We start from the raw sequence: 20881 nt of genomic DNA on the forward strand, positions 1-20881 counted from the left end.
GAGGTCTCGCGGCACTCACCGACATCGACGTGCGCCTCGTTCCCGCCGCACTCACGAGCTGGATCGTCACCGCCGCCGGCATCGTGTGGCCGGTCGGCCGCGCGTTGGCCACCTGCTGCGTCGCGCTGGTCGTCGTCGCCGGGGGACTGGCGTGCTACCCGGCGCGCACGGCTCACCGAAACCCGCGGCGACGGGCCGTCGGTGCCGGCCTGCTGGCGATCGGCGTGGTGGGCGCCGGGTTTGGGTTCGCGATCGCGCTGCGCGCCGACGCAGTGGCTCGCCACCCGATCACCGCGGCGTTTGGGACGGTCGCCCCGGTCACGGTGACGCCCAGCGAGAGCGCGCTGTCGCTGGGCTCGGGCCGGCTGATGTTTCGCGCCACCCTGCAGCGCCTGCGCGACGATGAGCTATCCGGCCGGGTGGTCGTTTTCGCGCGGGCATCGGACTTCGACGTGATGGTCGGTCAGCCAGTGCGGTTTTCCGCGCGGATCAACCGTCCCGATCGCCATGACCTGACGATCGCGGTGCTCAACGCGGCGGGCCGGCCCGCCATGGGCCGGGCGGGTGCGCTGCAGCGTGCCGCGCACGTGGTGCGCGGCCGGTTCGCCGCCACCACGCGCGAGGTGTTGCCCGCCGAGCAGGCCGCGATGTTGCCGGCCTTGGTTCTCGGCGACACCACGGCGGTCAGCGCCGACACCGGTCGCGAATTCCGTGCGGCCGGACTGACGCACCTGACGGCCGTGTCGGGAGCCAACGTCACGATCGTGTGCGCGGCGGTGCTGTTCTCCGCCCGGCTGATCGGCCCGCGGGCGGCGGTGCTGCTCGCCGCCGTGGCACTGGTGACGTTCGTGATCGTCGTGCAGCCGACGGCAAGCGTGTTGCGGGCGGCCGTGATGGGTGCCATCGCGCTGGCGGGGATGCTGTCTTCACGCCGGCGGCAAGCGATTCCGGCGCTGTCGACAGCGGTGCTGATATTGCTCGCCGTGGCTCCCCAGCTGGCGGTCGATGCCGGCTTCGCGTTATCCGTGCTGGCGACGGGCGCGCTGGTCGTCATCGCGCCACTCTGGTCGCGGCGCCTGGCCGGCAGAGGCTGCCCCAAGCCACTGGCGGATGCCCTCGCGGTTGCGTTGGCCGCTCAACTGGTGACCGCTCCACTCGTTGCCGGCATCTCGGGTCGAGTCAGCCTGGTGGCCGTGGCCGCCAATCTGGCCGCGGCGCCCGTCATCGCACCGATCACCGTCCTCGGCAGTGCGGCGGCCGTGCTGTGTGTGCTGTGGCCGCCCGGTGCACAGCTGCTGATGCGTTTCACGGGCCCGGAACTGTGGTGGGTGTCGAAGGTGGCGCACCTGGCGGCCGAGATGCCCGCCGCGACCGTGCCCGTACCCGACGGTCTGGCCGGCGTGCTGCTGGTCGGCTGTGCCACCGCGCTGCTGCTCCTGCTGGCCATGCTGCTGTGGCGGCGACCCTGGTTTCGCGCGTCCGCCCGGACGGCCGGGCTGGTGGCTGGGGTGTGCGTGCTGGCCTGGTCGCTGTCGGAGCTGCTGGATCCCCGAGCCGAATGGTCGGCCCTTCGTGACACCATCGTGGGGTGAGCGAGGCTTCGCCGTTGCATTTGGTCTTGGGGGACGAGGATCTGCTGGTCGAACGGGCCGTGGCGGAGGTGCTGCGGGCGGCGCGCAAACGTGCCGGCACCGACGACATCCCGGTGAATCGGATGCGGGCCGGCGACGTCGGCACCTATGAGCTCGCCGAACTTCTGAGCCCGTCGTTGTTCGCCGACGAACGCGTCGTCGTGCTGGAGGCCGCCGCCGAAGCCGGCAAGGACACCGTGGCGATGATCGCGTCGGCCGCCGCCGACCTGCCGCCGGCGACGATGCTGGTGGTGCTGCACTCGGGCGGCGGACGCGCCAAGGCGCTCGCCGACCAGTTGAAGTCGCTCGGCGCCGAGGTACATCCCTGCGCGCGGATCACCAAGGTGAGCGAACGCGTCGACTTCATCCGCAAGGAGTTTCGCGCGCTGCGAGTCAAGGTCGACGAGGAGACGGTGACGGCCCTGTTGGACGCCGTCGGCTCCGACGTGCGCGAGCTCGCCGCGACGTGTTCGCAGCTGGTCGCCGACACCGGCGGCGAAGTCGACGAGGCCGCGGTGCGCCGCTATCACAGCGGCAAAGCCGAGGTGAAGGGCTTTGACATCGCGGACAAGGCTGTGGCCGGCGATGTCGCCGGAGCGGCCGAGGCGCTGCGCTGGGCCATGATGCGTGGCGAGCCGCTGGTGGTGCTGGCCGACGCGCTGGCCGAAGCGATACACACCATCGGCCGGGTGGGGCCGCTCTCCGGCGACCCTTATCGTCTGGCCGGGCAGCTGGGGATGCCGCCCTGGCGGGTGCAGAAAGCTCAGAAGCAGGCGCGGCGCTGGTCGCGCGACACGGTGGCAACCGCGATGAGAGTGGTGGCGGAGCTCAACGCCAATGTGAAGGGAGCCGCCGCGGACGCCGACTATGCGCTGGAATCGGCGGTCAGAAAGGTTGCCGAGCTGGCGGCCGACCGGGGCCGATAAAGCGGGACGCTGGACTCAGATCTTGTTGAGGGACCGCGCCAGGGCCGATTTCTTGTTGGCGGCCTGGTTCTTGTGGATGACGCCACTGGTGGCCGCCTTGTCCAGCTTGCGGTTGGTCGACACCAGCAACTCCGTGGCCTTTTCCTTCTCGCCGGCCTCGGCAGCCTCGCGGAACGCGCGCACCGCGGTACGCAGCGAGGACTTCACCGACTTGTTGCGCAGTCGCGCGCGCTCGTTAGTCTTAATGCGCTTCTGCTGCGACTTGATGTTGGCCACGCGGAATTTCCTTCGTCGATTCGGTAATTGCGGTGTTCGTTTCGGGGGGCGTCCACACCCGATTGCGAATGCCCAGGTTAGCAGTCGGTTACGTTTTCTCCCAAAACGGGAACACGTGGCCTGCCACAACGACGATTTGAGGCACCATCCTAAAAGTGAGTCTTCCGAACCAGGTCGAGACAGCCAGGCGGGGCTCGCGCGGCTCCGCGCGGGCACTCGCCCGTTCCGAGCGCATCTTCGGCGGCTACAACACGTCGGACGTCTACGCGATGGCCTTCGATGAAATGTTCGATGCTCAGGGCAACGTTCGTGGCCCGTACAAGGGCATCTACGCCGAGCTGGCACCGTCGGACGCCTCGGACCTGCGGGCCCGGGCCGAGGCGCTGGCGCGTGCGTTCATCGACCAGGGCATCACGTTTTCACTATCGGGCCAGGAGCGGCCGTTTCCGCTAGACCTGGTGCCGCGGGTGATCTCGGCCGCCGAATGGAACCGGCTCGAGCGCGGCATCGTCCAGCGCGTCAAAGCGCTGGAGATGTATCTCGACGACATCTACGGCGATCAGGAAATCCTGAACGACGGCGTCATCCCGCGTCGCCTGATCACCTCCTGCGAACACTTTCACCGCCAGGCCGTGGGCATCGTCCCGCCCAACGGCGTGCGCATCCACGTCGCCGGCATCGACTTGATCCGCGACGAGAAGGGCACCTGGCGGGTTCTCGAGGACAACCTGCGCTCGCCCTCGGGCGTGTCGTATGTGATGGAGAACCGGCGCACGATGGCGCGGGTCTTCCCGAACCTGTTCGCCACCCACCGCGTGCGTGCCGTCGACGACTACTCCGCGCACCTGCTGCGGGCGCTGCGCAATTCCGCGGCCACCAACGAGGCCGACCCGACGGTGGTGGTGCTGACGCCCGGCGTCTACAACTCCGCGTACTTCGAGCATTCGCTGCTCGCGCGGCAAATGGGCGTCGAGCTGGTCGAGGGCCGGGACCTGTTCTGCCGCGACAACCAGGTGTACATGCGCACCACCGAGGGGGAGCGCCAGGTCGACGTCATCTATCGACGCATCGACGACATCTTCCTCGACCCGCTGCAGTTCCGTGCCGACTCGGTGCTGGGGGTGGCCGGCTTGGTCAACGCCGCCCGCGCCGGCAACGTCGTGATCTCCAGCGCGATCGGCAACGGGGTCGGCGACGACAAGCTCGTCTACACCTACGTGCCGACGATTATCGAGTACTACCTGGGCGAAAAGCCGCTGCTGGCCAATGTGGACACCTTCCGGTGCTGGCTGGACGACGAACGCGAGGAGGTGCTCGACCGGATCGACGAGTTGGTCATAAAGCCGGTCGAGGGATCCGGCGGCTACGGCATCGTCTTCGGTCCCGAGGCCTCCGAGAAAGAACTGGCGACCATCAGCAGGAAGATCCGCGACGATCCCCGGAGCTGGATTGCCCAGCCGATGATGGAGCTGTCGACCGTGCCGACGCGGATCGACAACACACTGGCGCCGCGCTATGTCGACCTGCGCCCGTTCGCGGTCAACGACGGCAACGAGGTGTGGGTGCTGCCGGGCGGGTTGAGCCGGGTGGCCCTGGTCGAGGGCTCACGCGTGGTCAACTCCAGCCAGGGCGGTGGTTCCAAGGACACCTGGGTGCTGGCGTCGTCGCGCGCGTCGGCCGCCGATCGTGAGCTGGGTGCCGCCGAAACCGTGCGCTCGCTGCCGGAATCCATGTCAGACCCGGAGCTGGACGGCGCGTCGCGGTCGACCGAGCAGCAGCCCGAGGCTGAGCCACCGCGGAACGCGCGAACCCAACGCAAGCAACCGAAAAAGCAAAAGCAACAACAGCAGCAGCAAACGCAGAGGACGGTCCGCTGATGTTGGCCAGAAACGCTGAGGCGCTCTACTGGATCGGCCGCTACGTGGAGCGGGCCGACGATACCGCGCGCATTCTCGATGTCGCACTGCACCAATTACTCGAGGATTCCAGCGTGGATCCCGACCAGGCGTCCCGGCTGTTGCTGCGAGTGCTCGGTATCGACCCCCCCGATCATGACTTGGATGTCTGGTCGTTGACCGACCTGGTCGCCTACAGCACCGACGACAAGGGCGGCTGTTCGATCGTCGACGCGATCACGGCGGCGCGCGAAAACGCGAAGTCGGCGCGCGAAGTGACGTCCATCGAGATCTGGGAGTGTCTCAACACCACATACCATGCCTTGCCGGAGCGCGAACGTGCAGCCAAACGCCTTGGGCCACACGAGTTTCTAGCTTTTATCGAAGGACGGGCAGCGATGTTCGCCGGCCTGGCCGACTCGACGCTCTCACGTGACGACGGATACCGCTTCATGGTGTTGGGCCGGGCGATTGAGCGCGTCGACATGACGGTGCGGCTGTTGTTGTCCCGGGTCGGGGACAGCGCTTCGTCGCCGGCCTGGGTGACGCTGCTGCGGTCGGCAGGCGCCCACGACACGTACCTGCGTACGTACCGCGGGGTGCTGGACGCCGGGCGGGTAGTGGAATTCATGATGCTCGATCGCTTGTTCCCCCGATCAATTTTCTATTCCCTGAAGCTGGCCGAACACAGCATCGAAGAACTGGTGCGTAATCCACAGAGCCGGGTGGGCGCGACCGTCGAAGCGCAGCGACTGCTCGGGCAGGCCCGCAGTGAACTGGAATTCATGCCGCCAGGCGTACTGCTCGATACGCTGGAGACGCGTTTGGCGGGCTTGCAGGAAACGTGCCGAGATGTTGGAGATGCGTTGTCGCTGCAGTACTTCCACGTCACACCGTGGGTGGCGTGGTCGGATGCCGGTCATGTCGCCCGCCTCGTCGCCCGCAACGGAGAAACCTGATGTGGCGGCTGCGCGTCGTGCATACCACGGGATATGCCTACCAGTCGCCGGTAACCGCCTCCTACAACGAAGCCCGGTTGACCCCACGGTCTGACACCCGGCAGAACGTCATCCTCAATCGAGTCGAAACGATTCCGGCGACCCGGTCCTACCGGTACATCGACTATTGGGGCACCGCCGTAACGGCTTTCGATCTGCACGCGCCGCATACCGATCTGACGGTGACGTCGTCTTCGGTCGTCGAGACCGAGCAGCCGGAGCCGCCCGCGAAGGACGTCAGCTGGAGCGACCTGCGCTCCGAGAGCGTGATCGATCGGTTCGACGAATTGCTCTACCCCACCGAGCACACCCCGGTAACCAGGCGCGTTAAGTCCGTGGCGAAGAAGATCGCCAAAGGCTATGAGCCGCAAGAAGCTGTCGTCGCCGCGGCCAAATGGGTGCATGACGAGCTGCACTACCTCCCGGGCACTACGAGCGTGCACACCTCTGGGCTGGATGTCCTCAAGGAGGGTAAGGGAGTCTGCCAGGACTTCGTACATGTGTCGCTGATGTTATTGCGCGGCATGGGGATTCCCGCGCGGTACGTGTCGGGATACTTGCACCCCAACCGCGACGCCGTGGTCGGGGATACCGTGGACGGCCGAAGCCACGCCTGGATTCAAGCGTGGACCGGCGGGTGGTGGAACTACGATCCCACCAACGACGCCGAGATCACCGAGCAATATGTCAGCGTGGGCGTCGGCCGCGACTACGCCGACGTGTCGCCGCTGAAAGGCATCTACTCGGGGCAGGGCGCAACCGACCTCGACGTGGTCGTCGAGGTCACCCGGCTGGCCTAGCGGCACGCCAAGTGCAGTGAAAGGCTAAGGGCGCGGCTGGACTTCGACCCGGTGCAAGTCGTCGCCGAGCTCGATCCGCCCGCCGAAATGCGAGGCGGCCAGTGTCCGCCACTGTTCTTCTTGCCCGGGCACCAGCGCCGGCACATAGTGCGTCATGACCAAAGTGCCGACCCCCGCGCGGGCCGCGGTCGCCGCGGCTTCTTCGACCGACGAGTGGTAGTCGCAGATGTCCTGGAACCGCTGTTGCGGGATCTGCATGACGATGTCCCTGCGGATCACCGTGTGCACCAAGGCGTCGGCCCCGGCCGCCAGCTCGTCCAGGCCCGCGCACGGCACCGTGTCCCCGGCCAGCACCACCGACGCGCCATCGGAGTCGATCCGGAACCCGATAGTGGGCGCCACCGGCCGATGGTCGGTCGGCGCCACCCGAATCGAGACGCCGTCGCGGTCCCACACCGGGCCCTCGGTGTATTCGTGCACCTCGATCAGTGGCGGCCCGGTGATATCGGCATGATGGGCGATCCGGTAACCGATGTCGTGGCCGAACGCCTTCAGCATCGCCTCGACCGTCTCCGCGGTGCCCGGCGGCCCGATGATCGGGAACGGCGCGGGATCGGGCTCGAACGTGGTGATCCAACGAGTGATGATCAGATCGCCCAGATCGCCGATGTGGTCGCTGTGCAAATGGGTCAGCAACAATGCCGACAACCCGGCGGCGCCCACGCCGACGGCCGCCGCGCGCTGAAGAACTCCACGCCCGCAATCCACCAGGAACACCTGCCCGCCGGCCCGCACCAGCGTCGCCGGTCCCGCACGGTTCGGGTCGGGGATGGGACTGCCGGTGCCCAGCAAGGTGATCTCGATCATGACCCCATCCTTCAAGACGCATCGGCGCGTCGGGGCCCAATCGACCGATCCGAGACATCGGCCGAAGTCAGCCGACGCGTTTCACCCGCGGACCGGCAGGTATTGGTAGATGGTCGGTTGCCGGTTTGCGCGTTGCCTTTCCCGCCGCGCGAGTTAGCCGTAGCCTGGAGTGAAGCAGATCACAACCAGCTGGAGGCTCGATGCGGATCGCGGACGTTTTGCGTAACAAGGGTGCGGCGGTAGTGACGATCAACCCCGACGCGACGGTTCGGGAACTGCTCGCCGGCCTTGCCGAGCAAAACATCGGCGCCATGGTGGTGGTCGGCGCCGACGGCGTGGTCGGCATCGTGTCCGAACGCGATGTCGTGCGCCAACTGCACACGCATGGCGCCAGCGCGCTCACCCGCCCGATCTCCACGATCATGACGGCGACGATTGCTACCTGCACGAAGTCCGACACCGTCGACGCGATCAGCGTGCTGATGACCAAGAACCGGGTCCGCCACGTGCCGGTACTGGACGGGAAGAAACTGGTCGGCATCGTCAGCATCGGTGACGTGGTGAAGACGCGCATGGAAGAACTCGAGGCCGAGCAGCAGCAGCTGCACTCCTACATCACGCAGGGTTGATCGCCCGGCTGATCAGTCAGCGCCAGGAGTAGTCGGAGCGCAGGCGGGCGGCCACCACATCGAAGATCTCGCGTTCCAGGATCGCGCCCTCGCGGCGAATACCCTCCTCGGGCACGTCTAGCACCCGATCCAGCCGGACCCAGCTTTGCCTGCGCTCGTAATCCCAGTCGCCCGCGCCGATCCCGACCCAGTCCGGGTCGGAGGCGTGATGCTCTTGGCTGGACAGCATGAGCCCGAACAGGACGCTGCGGTCACGGCCCACCACGAGAACGGGGCGGTCTTTGCCGCGAGTGGGATCGTCCTCGTAGACCACCCACGTCCAGACGATCTCGCCGGGATCGGCCCGGCCGTCGAGGTCCGGGGCGTAGACGAGTTTGCGGGCCCGCTGCGCGGTGGGAAAGCTACTGCTGGTCACCGGCCGGCCCTCGGTGATCGCGCCCGGCTGCGACTCGCCGCCGGAACCCATCGCGTTCGCGGTGACCTTCACCACTTGTTCGATTTCGCGCATCACGGCCTGCGCGGTCTGCACGTGCTGGACGAACCGAGGAACCCCGTAGACGACGACGTTCTGGGCGAACCGCTGGAACGTCTTCCACTGCGACTTCCGGGGAGACGCCATGTTCGCAGTTTAGACACGACCGGCACGGCGCCATTGCGTCCAATTAGTCCCGGCCACCCCGGATCGATACGCTGGATACACCAGCGAACCGCCGCTCCAGCTCCCCAGGCATCGCCCAGACCAGGAGATTCCCATCAGCAGTTTCGCCGACAAGACGTTCACCGCGCCGGCGCAGATTCGGAACTTCTGCATCATCGCTCATATCGATCACGGCAAGTCCACGCTGGCCGACCGGATGCTCCAGCTCACCGGCGTCGTCGCAGACCGGGACATGCGGGCGCAGTACCTGGACCGGATGGACATCGAGCGGGAGCGCGGGATCACGATCAAGGCGCAGAATGTTCGGCTGCCCTGGAAGGTCGGCGATCAAGAACACGTCTTGCACCTGATCGACACGCCGGGCCACGTCGACTTCACCTACGAGGTGTCCCGCGCGCTGGAGGCCTGCGAGGGTGCGGTGCTGCTGGTCGACGCCGCTCAGGGGATCGAGGCGCAAACCCTGGCCAATCTCTACCTGGCGCTGGATCGCGACCTGACGATCATTCCGGTGCTCAACAAGATCGACCTGCCGGCTGCTGACCCGGACCGATACGCGGGAGAGATCGCGCACATCATCGGCTGCGAGCCGGGGGACGTGCTGCGGGTGTCCGGCAAGACCGGTGAGGGCGTCCGCGAGCTGCTCGACGAGGTCGTCCGCCTGGTGCCCGCGCCCGTCGGTGACGCCGACGCGCCCGCCAGGGCGATGATCTTCGACTCGGTCTACGACATCTACCGCGGCGTGGTGACGTATGTCCGGGTGATGGACGGCAAGCTCAGCCCCCGCGAAAAAATCAAGATGATGTCGACCGGCACCATGCACGAACTGCTGGAAGTCGGCATCGTCTCGCCCGAGCCCAAGGCCACCCAGGGCCTCGGCGTCGGCGAGGTCGGCTATCTGATCACCGGAGTCAAGGACGTCCGGCAATCGAAGGTCGGCGACACCGTGACCTCTGCACGCAACGGAGCGACGGAGGCCCTGACCGGCTACCGCGAGCCCAAGCCGATGGTCTATTCGGGTCTCTATCCGGTCGACGGGTCCGACTATCCCAACCTGCGCGACGCGTTGGAACGGCTACAGCTCAACGACGCGGCACTGATCTGGGAACCCGAGACCTCGGTGGCGCTGGGCTTCGGGTTCCGGTGCGGCTTCCTGGGCCTGCTGCACATGGAGATCACCCGTGAGCGCCTGGAGCGCGAATTCGATTTGGACCTGATCTCGACCTCGCCCAACGTCGTGTACCGGGTGGAAAAAGAGGACAACACCGAAATGGTGGTCACCAACCCGTCGGACTGGCCCGAGGGCAAAATCCGCACGGTCTACGAGCCCGTCGTGAAGACCACCATCATCGCACCGAGCGAGTTCATCGGAACCATCATGGAGCTGTGCCAGTCGCGGCGCGGTGAACTCGGCGGCATGGACTACCTGTCGCCGGAGCGGGTCGAGCTGCGCTACACGATGCCGTTGGGCGAGATCATCTTTGACTTCTTTGACGCCCTGAAGTCGCGTACCCGTGGCTATGCAAGCCTCGACTACGAAGAGGCGGGCGAGCAGGAGGGCGAGCTGGTGAAGGTCGACATTCTGCTGCAGGGTGAGGCCGTCGACGCATTCTCCGCGATCGTGCACAAAGACGGGGCGTCGGCCTACGGCAACAAGATGACCACCAAGCTCAAGGAGCTGATCCCGCGTCAGCAGTTCGAGGTGCCGATACAGGCCGCCATCGGATCGAAAATCATTGCGCGCGAGAACATCCGCGCGATTCGCAAGGACGTGCTGTCAAAGTGTTACGGCGGCGACATCACCCGCAAACGCAAACTTCTGGAAAAGCAGAAGGAAGGCAAGAAGCGGATGAAAACCATTGGGCGGGTAGAGGTTCCACAGGAGGCGTTTGTCGCCGCGCTGTCCAGCGACGCTGCGGGGGACAAGGGCAAGAAATGAGCCGGTGGTGCCGGGTGGCCCCGCTGGTCGCTGTCTTGCTGGCAACCGGGTGCACGGCAACCACCGGCGGCAAGGCAGCCCCGGCGCCGAGTCTGGTGCCTCATCCGGTGACGGGTTCGACGGTCAATCAAGTACTGCTGGATGACGCTGCCCTGTCGAAGCTTCTCGACAGATCCTTCCAGGCCGTCTCCCAAATTCCGCCAGTCTTCGGCGGCGCCGAGATATTGCAAGACGACTATCCGTCGGCTGCACCCGCCGAGTGCGTAGGCGTCGTCTACATGACGCAGAAGAGTGTCTACCAGTCCGCCAAGGTAAAAAACGTCGCAATTGAGTTTTGGCAGCAGCAAGGATCCTCGGCAACAGCGATTGACGTCGCCGAGAGCGTCGTCGCGGTGTCCACGATCGCGGACGCCAACGCGTTGTTTGTGAGGTTCGCCGAGCAGTGGAAGCAATGCGATGGCAAAACGTTGACCGCGCCGTCCAGTAGTTTCGTCGAGAACGCCATCACGGAAGCCCGCGTCAAGGATTCCGTTGTCGCGGCGAGCGTTTCGAAAGATACCGGCGAGCAGTCGACTCTGCACGCTGTCCCGGAAGTTCGTGCCGTTGGTGTGCGGCGCAACTGCCTGGTCGAGGTCGAGGTCGCGTTTGTCGGCAGCAGCGACCTGACGGACCAGCCGTCTGCCAAGACCAGCGCCGTCGACATCGCGCACGCCATGATGGACAAGGTCAGCGCGCTGAGCTGACGCCGCTACACCTGCTTGTTGGCGATCACGTCTCCGGACACCGCATCGATCGTGACCTTGTGCTCGACGATGTAGCTATCCCAGGCAACGGCTTGCCACACGGTGCTGCCGTTGCTGTCGCCGAGGCTCAGCTCGCTGATCGACGCGCCGGCGATGGTGGCCAGAATCTTTTCCGCCGCCGCCCGGTAGTCCACCCGCGCGGCCTGTACGCGGGCGCGGTTTTGGGCTTTGTCCGCGTCACTTTCGTTCGTCGGGGTCGGCCCGACCATCAGCGTGACACCGTCGGAGGACACGTCCATGGACTGGTTCGTCCCGTCCGGAGTGGAAACCAGGACGCGCCATGATCCGGTGTCTTGGGATCTGATCAAGGTCAGCTTGCCGTTCGGCACCGCCGCCACCGCAACGGATCCGGCGTGTAACAACGTCTGCGGGTCCGGCGGTGCGGCCGGACGGGTCCAGGTGGCATGCGGCGTGGTTGACGTGGTGGTTGATGTCGCGGTCGAGTCGCCGCTGCGACCGCACCCGGCCAGCCACGCGACGGTCACGCACACCAACGCCACAGTTCTTGTCGCTGTTCTCATCGCCCCGCTCATCGTGTCGAGTGAATTACCATGCAGTGTAACGCTTTCCGTTGCAGCGACGCTTGTTCGCGCAAGTCGGCGAATCTCACATGGGTGCGTTGGCGGGCTGGAACATCCCGGAGCCGTCGGACTCCTCCTCGGCGCGGATCACGTGGACTACCGCGTTGATCAGCGCCAGATGGGTGAACGCCTGCGGGAAGTTGCCCAGGTGCCGGCCGGTGCGCGGCTCGATCTCCTCGGCGTAGAGGTGCAACGGGCTGGCGTAGGACAGCAGCCGCTCACACAGCCGCTTGGCCCGCGCCACCTCACCGATTTCGACCAGCGCCGACACCAGCCAGAACGAGCAAATGGTGAACGTGCCTTCCTCGCCGGACAGCCCGTCGTCGGTCTGCTCGACCCGGTAGCGCAGCACCAGGCCTTCCTCGGTGAGTTCGTTGGCGATCGCCAGCACCGTGTTGCGCACCCGTGGGTCATCGGGCGGCAGGAATCGCGTCAGCACCACCAGCAGCAGCGAGGCGTCCAGAGCGTCGCTGCCGTAGCGCTGGGTGAACACACCGCGCGAGTCCACGCCGTTCTTGAGGATGTCGGCTTTGATCTCCTCGGCGATGGCCCGCCACTGCTGGGCATAGCTCTTCTCGCCCTGCCGTTCGGCCAGTTTGGACCCGCGGTCCAGCGCCACCCAGCACATCACCTTCGACGACGTGAAGTGCTGCGGCTCCCCGCGCACCTCCCAGATGCCGCGGTCGGGCTCTCGCCAGTGCGCGATCGCCTCTTCGACCTGTTTCTTCAGCACCGGCCACAAGGTTTCCGGGACTTGTTCGCGCGACTTGGCATGCAGGTAGAAGGAATCCAGGATCGAGCCCCAAATGTCATGCTGGATCTGGTCGTAGGCGCCGTTGCCGATCCGCACCGGGCGCGCGTGGTCATAGCCGGAAAGATGGTTCAGTTCCTCTTCGACCAAGCTGCGCTCGCCACCGACGCCGTACATCACCTGCAGCGGATGACGCTCGTTGTTGTTGGCGCCGGACACGTCGGCGATGAACGCGAAGAAGTCGTCAGCCTCTCGATCCAGGCCCAGCGTGTACAGCCCCCACAACGCGAACGTCGAGTCCCGAATCCAGGCGTAGCGGTAGTCCCAGTTGCGTTCGCCCCGTGGCGTTTCCGGCAGCGAGGTGGTGCTGGCCGCCAGCAGGGCGCCGGTGGGCGAATAGGTCAGCCCCTTCAGGGTGAGCGCGCTGCGCTGCAGATAGGCCCGCCACGGATGGTCCGGGAAGTTGCCGATGTTGATCCACTGACGCCAGCACTCGGTGGTTTGCCACATCTTGTCGGCGGCCTCTTCAAAGGTCTGCGGCGCCGGGTGCTTGGTCCAGCTGAGCGCGACGAAGACGTCGTCGCCCTCCTTCATCCGGGTGCGCGCCCGCGCTTCGCGACCCTCCAGCCCGATATTCAGGTTGCTGGTCAGGCGCAGTTGCGGATGGTCCTCTGGTTGCTTGCTGGCCTGAGCGACCGCCTCGCTGTAGGCGTTGGCCGAGTACTCCCAGCTGGCCCCGATGCGGTGGTAATCGAACGCAGGTTCGCAGCTCATCATCAGCTCGACGGTGCCGCTGACACAGCGCACCGTGCGCAGCAGGATGTGCTCGGCATCCCAGTCCATCGGCGTGCGGCGGTGGGTTCTGGATCGGCGCTCGATGTCATGCCAGGGGCCCATCACCAGCGCATCGCGCACGATCAGCCACCCGGTGTGGGTCTGCCACGTGGTTTCCATGATCAGGCTGCCGGGCAGGTAGCGGCGGGCCGAGGGCACCGAGACGCCGTAGGGGCCGAGCCGGAAGTGACCGGCGCTGCGGTCCAGGATCGCGCCGAACACGCTCGCCGAGTCCGGCCTGGGCACACACATCCACTCGACCGAACCGGCGGGGGAGATCAGGCACGTCGTTTCCCAGTCGGACAGAAATGCGTAGTCGGCGATCGGCGGAAACGGGTTGCGCAGCGCCCCGCTGGAGGTAAACGGCGCGGGAGCGCTGAAATCGAGCGGCGAGGCCAGGACCGGTTGCGGAGCCGACGCGGACGTCTCCTCGGCAGCGCCGTTGGCGGGTTGGTCGGCGGGTTGGGCGTGCAACACCATGCCGACATCATCAACTGTCGACCCGCCCGGCGTCCATGCTTTCGCCGCAGGTTGCGGCGGGGGTGGGCGAACTACCCGTGCCGCCGGGCAAACTTCGGCGCGTGCTCGGACAGCGGACCGATCGCCACGATGTAGGCGACGAGTCGCCGGAAAGCCTGCAACCCGGTCAGCACTTGCACGCCGCGGGGCAGGCCGGTGTCGGGTCCCGCCACCACGCTGGAAATCACCTGCTTGTGGATCACCCGCTGCAGGCCCTGCACAATCGCCGTGGGTATCCACCGGCGCACCTGGACTCGGGCCAGCGGCCGCGTCGATACCCGTCCGGCCAGCAGCGGACCGGCCAGTATGCGCGCGGTGGCCACCGCATCGGCGACCGCCAGGTTGATGCCGACGCCGCCGACCGGCGACATCGCATGTGCCGCATCACCCATGCACAGCACGCCGTCCGAGTACCACCGGCGGAGCCGATTGAGTTGCACGTCAAGCAGTTTCACGTCGTCGAACGAGGTCAACGTGTCGACCCGGTCGGCGAGCCAGGGCACCAGGCTCACGATGACGCGGTGCAACGATTCGATGCCCTCGGCACGCATTTTCGCGTCGGATCCCTTGGGGATGACCGACGCGATCTGGTAGTAGTCGCCGCGGTCGATCAGGATGATTCCGTGGCCGGACTCGAAGGTGCCGGCAAGTCCGCTCGGGTCGTCGGCGTGGCGCGGCAACCGGAACCACCAGATATCCATCGGGGTGCCGAACGTGCGCGTCTTGAGGCCAACCGCCGAGCGCACCGTCGACCCGCGGCCGTCACAGGCCACCGTCAGGTCGGCGCGCATTTGCTTGGTTTCGCCGCTCGGGTCGCGGTAGGTGACGCCGACGACGCGGTCGCCCTCGCGCACCACGCCGGTCACCTCGGTGCTGCGCAGCAACTGGAAACCGGGTTCCGCTGCGGCGGCCGTCGCCAAAAGCTCGAGGAAGTCCCACTGCGGAACCAGGGCGATGTGCTGATGAGCGCCCGGCAGGCGGGACAAATCGACATCCACGGGCTGGCCCTGCAGCTGCATCTGCATGGTGTCGATGAGACGACGATGCGGTAGCTGTGCGAATTGTGACCCCAGGCCGAGTTCGTCAAGCAGGCGCAAGGTGCTCGCGTGCACGGTGTCACCCCGGAAGTCACGCAGGAAATCGGCGTGTTTTTCCATCACCGTGACTCTGACGCCGCCACGCGCTAAGAGCAGGCCAAGCACCATGCCGGCCGGGCCGCCGCCGGCGATGACACAGGTGGTTTCCTCGGATGCGGAAGGCATCCGCCGATCTTGACACATTGGTGTTTCCAGTGTCGGGGCGAATAGTGTGGGCCCGGTGAACGGGTTCCTCAACTGGTGGGACGGCAACGAGCTGTGGATTTCCGGCCTTCCGTTCGTGCTGCAGGCCATGGTGGTGATGCCCGTCGTGCTGGCGGTGGCCTACCTCACGGCGGTGTTGCTGGACGCCGTACTCAGTAAGAGCATCGAGTTGATGCGCCGCGCCCGCGAGATCGACGGGACGCCCAGGTAACCCGCATGCCTCGGTCGCACGTGACGTTGATTCTTGTCACGCTCGTGGTGTTGGTGATCGTGGCGTGGCTCGTGACGCACTGAGGCGGCGCGCGCCGACTTGTGTGCAGACCCGGCCCGGTGGCGGGCCAGCGAATTCCTGTTAGGCTTCGCGCCATGCACGTGACATCCGATGCCCCGGAATGTGATGTCTTCGTGCACTGTTGTCGCTGACTACCACCCGCGCGCGGTCTGGTAGGGAGTTCGCGAATTCCCCCAATGTCTTCAGTGCCTTTCCGCAGCAACGGGACCGATATCCGTAAGCCCGCACTGGAAGGCCGTCAATGCATAACGACAACGACAGCGCGTCGCGCTGGCGGCCTCTCGTCGCGCTCGCACTGATCGTCGGTGTGGTCGGGGCCTGTGGCGGCGGCCCCAGTGACGTTGTTGGCGGCGGCGGGTTGGCCAATGCGCACACCACCATCACCCTGGTCGCCTACTCGGTCCCAGAACCGGGCTGGAGCAAGGTGATTCCCGCCTTCAACGCCTCCGATGAGGGCAAGAGCGTACAGGTGATCACCTCGTACGGAGCCTCGGGCGACCAATCACGCGGGGTCGCCGACGGGAAGCCGGCCGATGTGGTGAACTTCTCGGTCGAACCCGATATCACTCGACTGGTCAAGGCGGGCAAGGTTTCCAAGGACTGGAACACCGACGCCACCAAGGGCATCCCGTTCGGGTCGGTGGTGTCGTTGGTGGTGCGCAAGGGGAATCCGAAGAACATCAAGGATTGGGATGACCTGCTCCGGCCGGGCGTGGAGGTCATCACGCCCAGCCCGTTGAGTTCGGGTTCGGCGAAGTGGAATCTGCTGGCCCCGTATGCCGCGAAAAGCGACGGCGGCAGGAATGACCAAGCGGGAATTGACTTTATCGGCAAGTTGGTGCGCGAACACGTCAAGCTGCGTCCCGGGTCCGGACGGGAAGCCACCGATGTTTTCGTCCAAGGCAGCGGCGACGTGTTGATCAGTTACGAAAACGAGGCCATCGGCACGGAGCGGGCGGGTAAACCGGTAGAACACGTCATCCCGCCCCAGACCTTCAAGATAGAAAACCCGGTGGCGCTGGTGACGACCAGCCCGCACCTGGAAGCCGCGACCGCATTCAAGAACTTTCAGTACACCGCCGCGGCGCAGAAGGTGTGGGCGCAGGCCGGTTTTCGGCCGGTTGACCCGGCCGTCGCCGCCGATTTCCGGGACCAGTTCCCGGTGCCGCCGAAACTCTGGACGATCGCCGACCTGGGTGGCTGGGCCACGGTGGATCCGCAGCTCTTCGACAAGAGCAATGGCAGCATCACCAAGATCTATACGAAGGCCACCGGATGACCGTGACGACAACCCCGGAGCCGGAGGCGATTCGGCCTGAGCCCGGCGGCGTTACCGCGCGGTCGTACAGACCTGGCGGTAACACGTCGCTGCGCGTCGGGGTGGCGACGCTGTGGCTTTCGGTGATCGTGCTGCTGCCGCTGGCTGCCATCGTGTGGCAGGCCGCCGGTGGTGGTTGGCAGGCCTTCTGGGTATCCGTGACATCGCACGCCGCGGTGGAGTCGTTTCGGGTGACGTTCACCATTTCGGCCGGGGTCACCGTGATCAACCTGGTATTCGGACTGCTGATCGCCTGGGTGCTGGTGCGTGACAACTTCCCCGGTAAACGCCTCGTCGACACGATCATCGACTTGCCGTTCGCGTTGCCGACCATCGTGGCCAGCCTGGTCATGCTGGCGCTGTACGGGAACAACAGTCCGGTCGGCCTTCATCTGCAGCACACCGCGTGGGGTGTGGCGGTGGCGCTGGCGTTCGTGACGTTGCCGTTCGTGGTGCGTGCCGTGCAACCGGTGCTGCTGGAAATCGATCGGGAGACCGAGGAGGCCGCGGCGTCGCTGGGTGCCCGCGGATCGAAGGTCTTCACCTCGGTGGTGCTGCCGTCGCTGCTGCCGTCGTTGTTGTCCGGTGCCGGCCTGGCGTTTTCGCGGGCTATCGGCGAGTTCGGTTCGGTGGTGCTGATCGGCGGCGCTGTGCCGGGCAAGACTGAAGTCTCGTCGCAGTGGATACGCACGTTGATCGAGAACGACGACCGCACCGGTGCGGCCGCGATATCCATTGTGTTGCTGTTGATCTCGTTTTTCGTGTTGTTCGCCTTGCGCCTGGTTGGCGCGCGCGCTGCTCGGCGTCAGGAGCGGGCGCTATGACATCGTCGCGCTGGATTCGTTACGTCAGTCGGTATGTGGCGTTGGCCTACATCCTGGTGTTGCTGATCATCCCGGTGGCGTTGATCCTGTGGCGGACCTTTGCCCCCGGTTTCGGTCAGTTCATCGACTGGATCAGTACCCCCGCGGCGATAGCGGCGCTCGACTTGTCACTGCTGGTGGTGGCCATTGTGGTGCCACTGAACGTCGTCTTCGGCATTCCCACGGCACTTGTTTTGGCGCGCAACAGATTCCGCGGTAAGGGTGTGCTGCAGGCGGTCATCGACCTGCCGTTCGCCGTCTCGCCCGTCATTGTGGGCGTTGCGTTGATCGTGCTGTGGGGGTCGGCCGGCGCACTGGGCTTTGTGGAACGGGACCTGGGTTTCAAGATCATCTTCGGCCTGCCCGGCATAGTGCTCGCCAGCATCTTCGTCACGTTGCCGTTCGTGGTGCGCGAGGTCGAGCCAGTGCTACACGAGCTGGGAACCGACCAGGAAGAAGCGGCGGCGACCCTGGGTTCCAGTTGGTGGCAGACCTTTTGGCGGATCACGCTGCCGTCCATCCGGTGGGGCCTGACCTACGGCATCGTGCTGACCATCGCCCGCACGCTCGGCGAATACGGCGCGGTGATCATCGTGTCGTCCAATCTTCCGGGGAAGTCGCAAACACTGACGCTGCTGGTTTCCGACCGCTACAACCGAGGGGCCGAATACGGCGCCTACGCGTTGTCGACATTGCTGATGGGCGTTGCCGTGGCCGTGCTCATCGTCCAGGTGATTCTCGATGCCCGCCGGGCACGAGCCGCGAGCAAGGCCTGACAAGGAGAAGCGGAGATGACCGACGTCAAAACCGGCGACCACGCGATCACCGTGCGCGACGCCAACAAACGCTATGGCGATTTCGTCGCATTGGATCATGTCGACTTCGTGGTTCCCACCGGCTCGCTGACGGCATTGCTTGGCCCCAGCGGTTCGGGCAAGTCGACCCTGCTGCGCACCATCGCAGGTCTCGACCAGCCCGACACCGGGACGGTCACGATCAATGGTCGTGACGTCACTCGGGTGCCTCCGCAGCGGCGTGGCATCGGATTCGTGTTCCAGCATTACGCCGCGTTCAAGCACATGACCGTGCGCGACAATGTGGCCTACGGATTGAAGATCCGCAAGCGCCCCAAGGCGGAGGTCAAGGAGAAGGTCGACAACCTACTGGAGGTCGTGGGCCTCAGCGGGTTTCAGGGTCGCTACCCCAACCAGCTCTCCGGCGGTCAGCGACAGCGGATGGCGCTGGCGCGGGCACTGGCCGTCGACCCCCAAGTGTTATTGCTCGACGAGCCGTTCGGCGCGCTGGACGCCAAGGTCCGCGAGGATCTGCGGGCCTGGTTACGGCGCTTACACGATGAGGTGCACGTCACCACCGTGCTGGTCACCCACGATCAGTCCGAGGCGCTCGATGTCGCCGATCGGATCGCCGTACTCAACAGGGGCCGCATCGAGCAGGTCGGGTCTCCGACCGAGGTTTACGACGCTCCCGCGAACGCGTTCGTGATGTCCTTCCTGGGCGCGGTCTCGACGCTGAACGGCAATTTAGTTCGCCCCCATGACATCCGGGTCGGCCGCAATCCCAAGATGGCGATCGCCGGCGGTGACGGCACCGCCGAGGCGATCGGGGTGGTGCGCGCCGTCGTGGACCGGGTGGTGGCACTGGGTTTCGAGGTGCGCATCGAGTTGACTAATGCCGCCACCGGCGGCAGTTTCATCGCCCAAATCACCCGGGGCGACGCCGAGGCTCTGGCCTTGAGGGAGGGGGACACCGTCTACGTGCGCGCCACCCGCGTGCCGCCCATCATCGCTTCGCCGCCCGGCGCTGACGAAGATCAGAGCACGCTGACGTCGGCGTAATCCGTACTTATCGCAGCGCCGACCAGTAGGGCGGCTGCTGGGTTAGCCGCTCGAGGTAGCCGACGACCATCTCTTCGTCAACGGCAGCGGCGCCATCGCCGTGGGCGAATGGGCACCGGTGTGGATCGCCTTCAAAAATCCACACCGCTTCGAGTTCCACTTCCGGTATCGGGGCACCCGGCGGCGGTGAAATCAGGTCTGCAGCAAAACCTTCCGCGCCGGGCCAGGTGAAGCCGTCGCTGTAGACGACCTCGTTGTTCCGGTTTTGGACGACGACATGATAGTGGGGCAGCGCAGCCAATTTCTCGGCAAGCCGGTGCGCGTCGTGATCGCCCATTGCGCCATGCTAATGGCGCGAGCGCTCTGACGTACTGTCAGGCCGCGATCTGCCCGGCGGCCGCCTCGGCGAAGCGATCCAGCACCGTCTCGGCCACCAAACGATGGGCACCCAGCGGGGCTGCCATCTCGATGCCGGTCTTATCGGCGAATCTTTGTACCCGGTCCGGTATTCGTCCCGGCGCCAGGAACCACGGCGCGATGACCACCTGGTGCGCGCCCTGGCGGCGCAGCCTGCCCAGCGCCTCAGCCAGCGAACGTTCCGCGTGGGTGGCGAACGCGGTGGTTGCCCCCGCCCAAGACGTGCCGGCCAACAGCTTTGGCGCGACATTGCCCGTGCGCGCGTTCACCGCCAGGTCGGATGTGCCGATCGCCACCACGAGTACACCAAGACTGTCATCGAGGCAGGACACCCCCAATTCCGTCACCCGCCGACGCAGCAGCGACACCAGCCGGTCGTCCTCGCCGAGCACGGGTGCCTGCCACACGTGTTGGCCCGTAACGCAACTCGCGATCTGGTGGGGGATGTCGACTCGGGCGTGGTACGCGTTGGCCAGCAGTAACGGGGTAACGACCGCCGGGCCGTCAACCGACATGAGTACATCGTCCAGGCTCGGCGGACCGTGCTCCAGGAAAGCCAGTCGCACATCGAGATTCGGCCGCATACGCGCCAGTTGGTCCGCGACGGCCCGCGCATTGGCGGCCGACCGTGGATCCTTACTGCCGTGTGCGGTCAGCACGAGGCTAGACAGCGCCACTCTCCCCCGCAAGCGGGAGGTGCCCCCACCGTCATCGCTTCGCTCTCCATCGT

The 20881-nt window shown here is 65.9% G+C and carries 19 protein-coding genes and 2 pseudogenes; 13 read left to right on the forward strand and 8 right to left on the reverse strand.

Going from position 1 to position 20881, the window contains the following annotated elements; all coding sequences use genetic code 11:
• Window positions 1–23 precede the first annotated feature (23 nt).
• Both ACTXG5_RS14860 and holA read left to right on the forward strand, forming a co-directional pair.
• Window positions 24–1592, forward strand: coding sequence for a ComEC/Rec2 family competence protein (locus tag ACTXG5_RS14860; protein WP_445164423.1), 1569 nt, complete (start codon window positions 24–26; stop codon window positions 1590–1592).
• 14 nt (window positions 1593–1606) lie between these two features.
• Window positions 1607–2557, forward strand: coding sequence for a DNA polymerase III subunit delta (gene holA / locus ACTXG5_RS14865; RefSeq protein ID WP_445164424.1), 951 nt, complete (start codon window positions 1607–1609; stop codon window positions 2555–2557).
• Window positions 2558–2572: 15 nt separating this feature from the next.
• Here holA and rpsT read toward each other — a convergent pair whose 3' ends face one another.
• Window positions 2573–2833: a 30S ribosomal protein S20 gene (gene rpsT, locus ACTXG5_RS14870; RefSeq protein WP_445159545.1), complete on the reverse strand. Its 261-nt coding sequence runs from the start codon at window positions 2831–2833 to the stop codon at window positions 2573–2575.
• A gap of 146 nt (window positions 2834–2979) precedes the next feature.
• On the opposite strand from rpsT, the gene ACTXG5_RS14875 reads away from it, so the two are divergent.
• From ACTXG5_RS14875 to ACTXG5_RS14885, 3 genes are read left to right on the forward strand one after another with little or no spacing between them, the layout of a single operon-like run.
• The gene (locus ACTXG5_RS14875) at window positions 2980–4710 is read left to right on the forward strand and encodes a circularly permuted type 2 ATP-grasp protein (protein WP_445164425.1); all 1731 of its coding nucleotides are present in this window, start codon (window positions 2980–2982) and stop codon (window positions 4708–4710) included.
• Window positions 4710–5687 carry an alpha-E domain-containing protein gene (locus ACTXG5_RS14880; RefSeq protein ID WP_445159546.1) on the forward strand — a complete coding sequence of 326 codons (978 nt, stop codon included), beginning with the start codon at window positions 4710–4712 and terminating at the stop codon, window positions 5685–5687. The genes ACTXG5_RS14875 and ACTXG5_RS14880 overlap by 1 nt, the downstream gene beginning before the upstream one ends.
• Window positions 5687–6526, forward strand: a complete 840-nt coding sequence (locus tag ACTXG5_RS14885) for a transglutaminase family protein (RefSeq protein WP_445159547.1) — start codon at window positions 5687–5689, stop codon at window positions 6524–6526. Before ACTXG5_RS14880 ends, ACTXG5_RS14885 begins: the two co-directional genes overlap by 1 nt.
• A gap of 24 nt (window positions 6527–6550) precedes the next feature.
• Here ACTXG5_RS14885 and ACTXG5_RS14890 read toward each other — a convergent pair whose 3' ends face one another.
• Complete coding sequence (locus ACTXG5_RS14890) at window positions 6551–7393, reverse strand: ribonuclease Z (RefSeq protein WP_445159548.1); 843 nt, start codon at window positions 7391–7393, stop codon at window positions 6551–6553.
• Between the two features lie 200 nt (window positions 7394–7593).
• On the opposite strand from ACTXG5_RS14890, the gene ACTXG5_RS14895 reads away from it, so the two are divergent.
• On the forward strand, window positions 7594–8022 hold the full coding sequence (locus ACTXG5_RS14895; protein WP_445159549.1) for a CBS domain-containing protein: 429 nt from the start codon (window positions 7594–7596) through the stop codon (window positions 8020–8022).
• Window positions 8023–8038: 16 nt separating this feature from the next.
• Here ACTXG5_RS14895 and ACTXG5_RS14900 read toward each other — a convergent pair whose 3' ends face one another.
• Window positions 8039–8641, reverse strand: coding sequence for a type II toxin-antitoxin system PemK/MazF family toxin (locus tag ACTXG5_RS14900; protein WP_445159550.1), 603 nt, complete (start codon window positions 8639–8641; stop codon window positions 8039–8041).
• Window positions 8642–8673: 32 nt separating this feature from the next.
• Between ACTXG5_RS14900 and lepA the strand changes: the two are divergent.
• Both lepA and ACTXG5_RS14910 read left to right on the forward strand, forming a co-directional pair.
• Window positions 8674–10616, forward strand: a pseudogene (lepA, locus tag ACTXG5_RS14905) (translation elongation factor 4).
• On the forward strand, window positions 10613–11359 hold the full coding sequence (locus ACTXG5_RS14910; protein WP_445159551.1) for a sensor domain-containing protein: 747 nt from the start codon (window positions 10613–10615) through the stop codon (window positions 11357–11359). Before lepA ends, ACTXG5_RS14910 begins: the two are co-directional and overlap by 4 nt.
• A gap of 5 nt (window positions 11360–11364) precedes the next feature.
• Here the strand turns inward: ACTXG5_RS14910 and ACTXG5_RS14915 are convergent, their stop codons facing one another.
• From ACTXG5_RS14915 to ACTXG5_RS14925, 3 genes are all read right to left on the reverse strand, one after another.
• Complete coding sequence (locus ACTXG5_RS14915; protein WP_445159552.1) at window positions 11365–11940, reverse strand: PepSY domain-containing protein; 576 nt, start codon at window positions 11938–11940, stop codon at window positions 11365–11367.
• 85 nt (window positions 11941–12025) lie between these two features.
• The gene (locus ACTXG5_RS14920; protein WP_445159553.1) at window positions 12026–14065 is read right to left on the reverse strand and encodes a glycoside hydrolase family 15 protein; all 2040 of its coding nucleotides are present in this window, start codon (window positions 14063–14065) and stop codon (window positions 12026–12028) included.
• A 71-nt stretch (window positions 14066–14136) separates the two neighbouring features.
• On the reverse strand, window positions 14137–15366 hold the full coding sequence (locus ACTXG5_RS14925) for an FAD-dependent oxidoreductase (protein ID WP_445159554.1): 1230 nt from the start codon (window positions 15364–15366) through the stop codon (window positions 14137–14139).
• Window positions 15367–15412: 46 nt separating this feature from the next.
• Between ACTXG5_RS14925 and ACTXG5_RS14930 the strand changes: the two genes are divergently transcribed.
• The 5 genes from ACTXG5_RS14930 to ACTXG5_RS14950 all read left to right on the forward strand — a co-directional run bounded on the left by ACTXG5_RS14930 (window position 15413) and on the right by ACTXG5_RS14950 (window position 19734).
• The gene (locus ACTXG5_RS14930; RefSeq protein WP_445159555.1) at window positions 15413–15616 is read left to right on the forward strand and encodes a hypothetical protein; all 204 of its coding nucleotides are present in this window, start codon (window positions 15413–15415) and stop codon (window positions 15614–15616) included.
• 322 nt (window positions 15617–15938) lie between these two features.
• Window positions 15939–16976 (forward strand): sulfate ABC transporter substrate-binding protein, encoded by a 1038-nt coding sequence (locus ACTXG5_RS14935; RefSeq protein WP_445159556.1) that lies wholly within the window; start codon window positions 15939–15941, stop codon window positions 16974–16976.
• Entirely contained in the window at window positions 16973–17839 is an 867-nt protein-coding gene (cysT, locus tag ACTXG5_RS14940; protein ID WP_445159557.1) for a sulfate ABC transporter permease subunit CysT, read from the forward strand. Before ACTXG5_RS14935 ends, cysT begins: the two co-directional genes overlap by 4 nt.
• The gene (cysW, locus tag ACTXG5_RS14945; protein ID WP_445159558.1) at window positions 17836–18654 is read left to right on the forward strand and encodes a sulfate ABC transporter permease subunit CysW; all 819 of its coding nucleotides are present in this window, start codon (window positions 17836–17838) and stop codon (window positions 18652–18654) included. The genes cysT and cysW overlap by 4 nt, the downstream gene beginning before the upstream one ends.
• Before the next feature lie 15 nt (window positions 18655–18669).
• The gene (locus ACTXG5_RS14950) at window positions 18670–19734 is read left to right on the forward strand and encodes a sulfate/molybdate ABC transporter ATP-binding protein (RefSeq protein ID WP_445159559.1); all 1065 of its coding nucleotides are present in this window, start codon (window positions 18670–18672) and stop codon (window positions 19732–19734) included.
• A gap of 7 nt (window positions 19735–19741) precedes the next feature.
• Here the strand turns inward: ACTXG5_RS14950 and ACTXG5_RS14955 are convergent, their stop codons facing one another.
• A complete protein-coding gene (locus tag ACTXG5_RS14955) occupies window positions 19742–20071 on the reverse strand; it encodes a hypothetical protein (RefSeq protein ID WP_445159560.1) in 330 nt (109 codons plus the stop codon).
• A 37-nt stretch (window positions 20072–20108) separates the two neighbouring features.
• Window positions 20109–20863, reverse strand: a pseudogene (locus ACTXG5_RS14960) (sirohydrochlorin chelatase).
• Window positions 20864–20881 lie beyond the last annotated feature (18 nt).

The sequence above is a fragment of the Mycobacterium sp. Dal123C01 genome (assembly GCF_052566995.1).

What these genes read in the sequence shown, in the direction of transcription:
- ACTXG5_RS14915 (WP_445159552.1), bottom strand. Translation starts at nt 11,940, where the DNA reads ATGAGAACAGCGACAAGAACTGTGGCGTTGGTGTGCGTGACCGTCGCG.
- ACTXG5_RS14885 (WP_445159547.1), top strand. Translation starts at nt 5,687, where the DNA reads ATGTGGCGGCTGCGCGTCGTGCATACCACGGGATATGCCTACCAGTCG.
- ACTXG5_RS14890 (WP_445159548.1), bottom strand. Translation starts at nt 7,393, where the DNA reads ATGATCGAGATCACCTTGCTGGGCACCGGCAGTCCCATCCCCGACCCG.
- ACTXG5_RS14925 (WP_445159554.1), bottom strand. Translation starts at nt 15,366, where the DNA reads ATGCCTTCCGCATCCGAGGAAACCACCTGTGTCATCGCCGGCGGCGGC.
- ACTXG5_RS14895 (WP_445159549.1), top strand. Translation starts at nt 7,594, where the DNA reads ATGCGGATCGCGGACGTTTTGCGTAACAAGGGTGCGGCGGTAGTGACG.
- ACTXG5_RS14910 (WP_445159551.1), top strand. Translation starts at nt 10,613, where the DNA reads ATGAGCCGGTGGTGCCGGGTGGCCCCGCTGGTCGCTGTCTTGCTGGCA.
- ACTXG5_RS14955 (WP_445159560.1), bottom strand. Translation starts at nt 20,071, where the DNA reads ATGGGCGATCACGACGCGCACCGGCTTGCCGAGAAATTGGCTGCGCTG.
- cysT (WP_445159557.1), top strand. Translation starts at nt 16,973, where the DNA reads ATGACCGTGACGACAACCCCGGAGCCGGAGGCGATTCGGCCTGAGCCC.
- ACTXG5_RS14950 (WP_445159559.1), top strand. Translation starts at nt 18,670, where the DNA reads ATGACCGACGTCAAAACCGGCGACCACGCGATCACCGTGCGCGACGCC.
- ACTXG5_RS14920 (WP_445159553.1), bottom strand. Translation starts at nt 14,065, where the DNA reads ATGGTGTTGCACGCCCAACCCGCCGACCAACCCGCCAACGGCGCTGCC.
- ACTXG5_RS14900 (WP_445159550.1), bottom strand. Translation starts at nt 8,641, where the DNA reads ATGGCGTCTCCCCGGAAGTCGCAGTGGAAGACGTTCCAGCGGTTCGCC.
- cysW (WP_445159558.1), top strand. Translation starts at nt 17,836, where the DNA reads ATGACATCGTCGCGCTGGATTCGTTACGTCAGTCGGTATGTGGCGTTG.
- ACTXG5_RS14935 (WP_445159556.1), top strand. Translation starts at nt 15,939, where the DNA reads ATGCATAACGACAACGACAGCGCGTCGCGCTGGCGGCCTCTCGTCGCG.
- ACTXG5_RS14880 (WP_445159546.1), top strand. Translation starts at nt 4,710, where the DNA reads ATGTTGGCCAGAAACGCTGAGGCGCTCTACTGGATCGGCCGCTACGTG.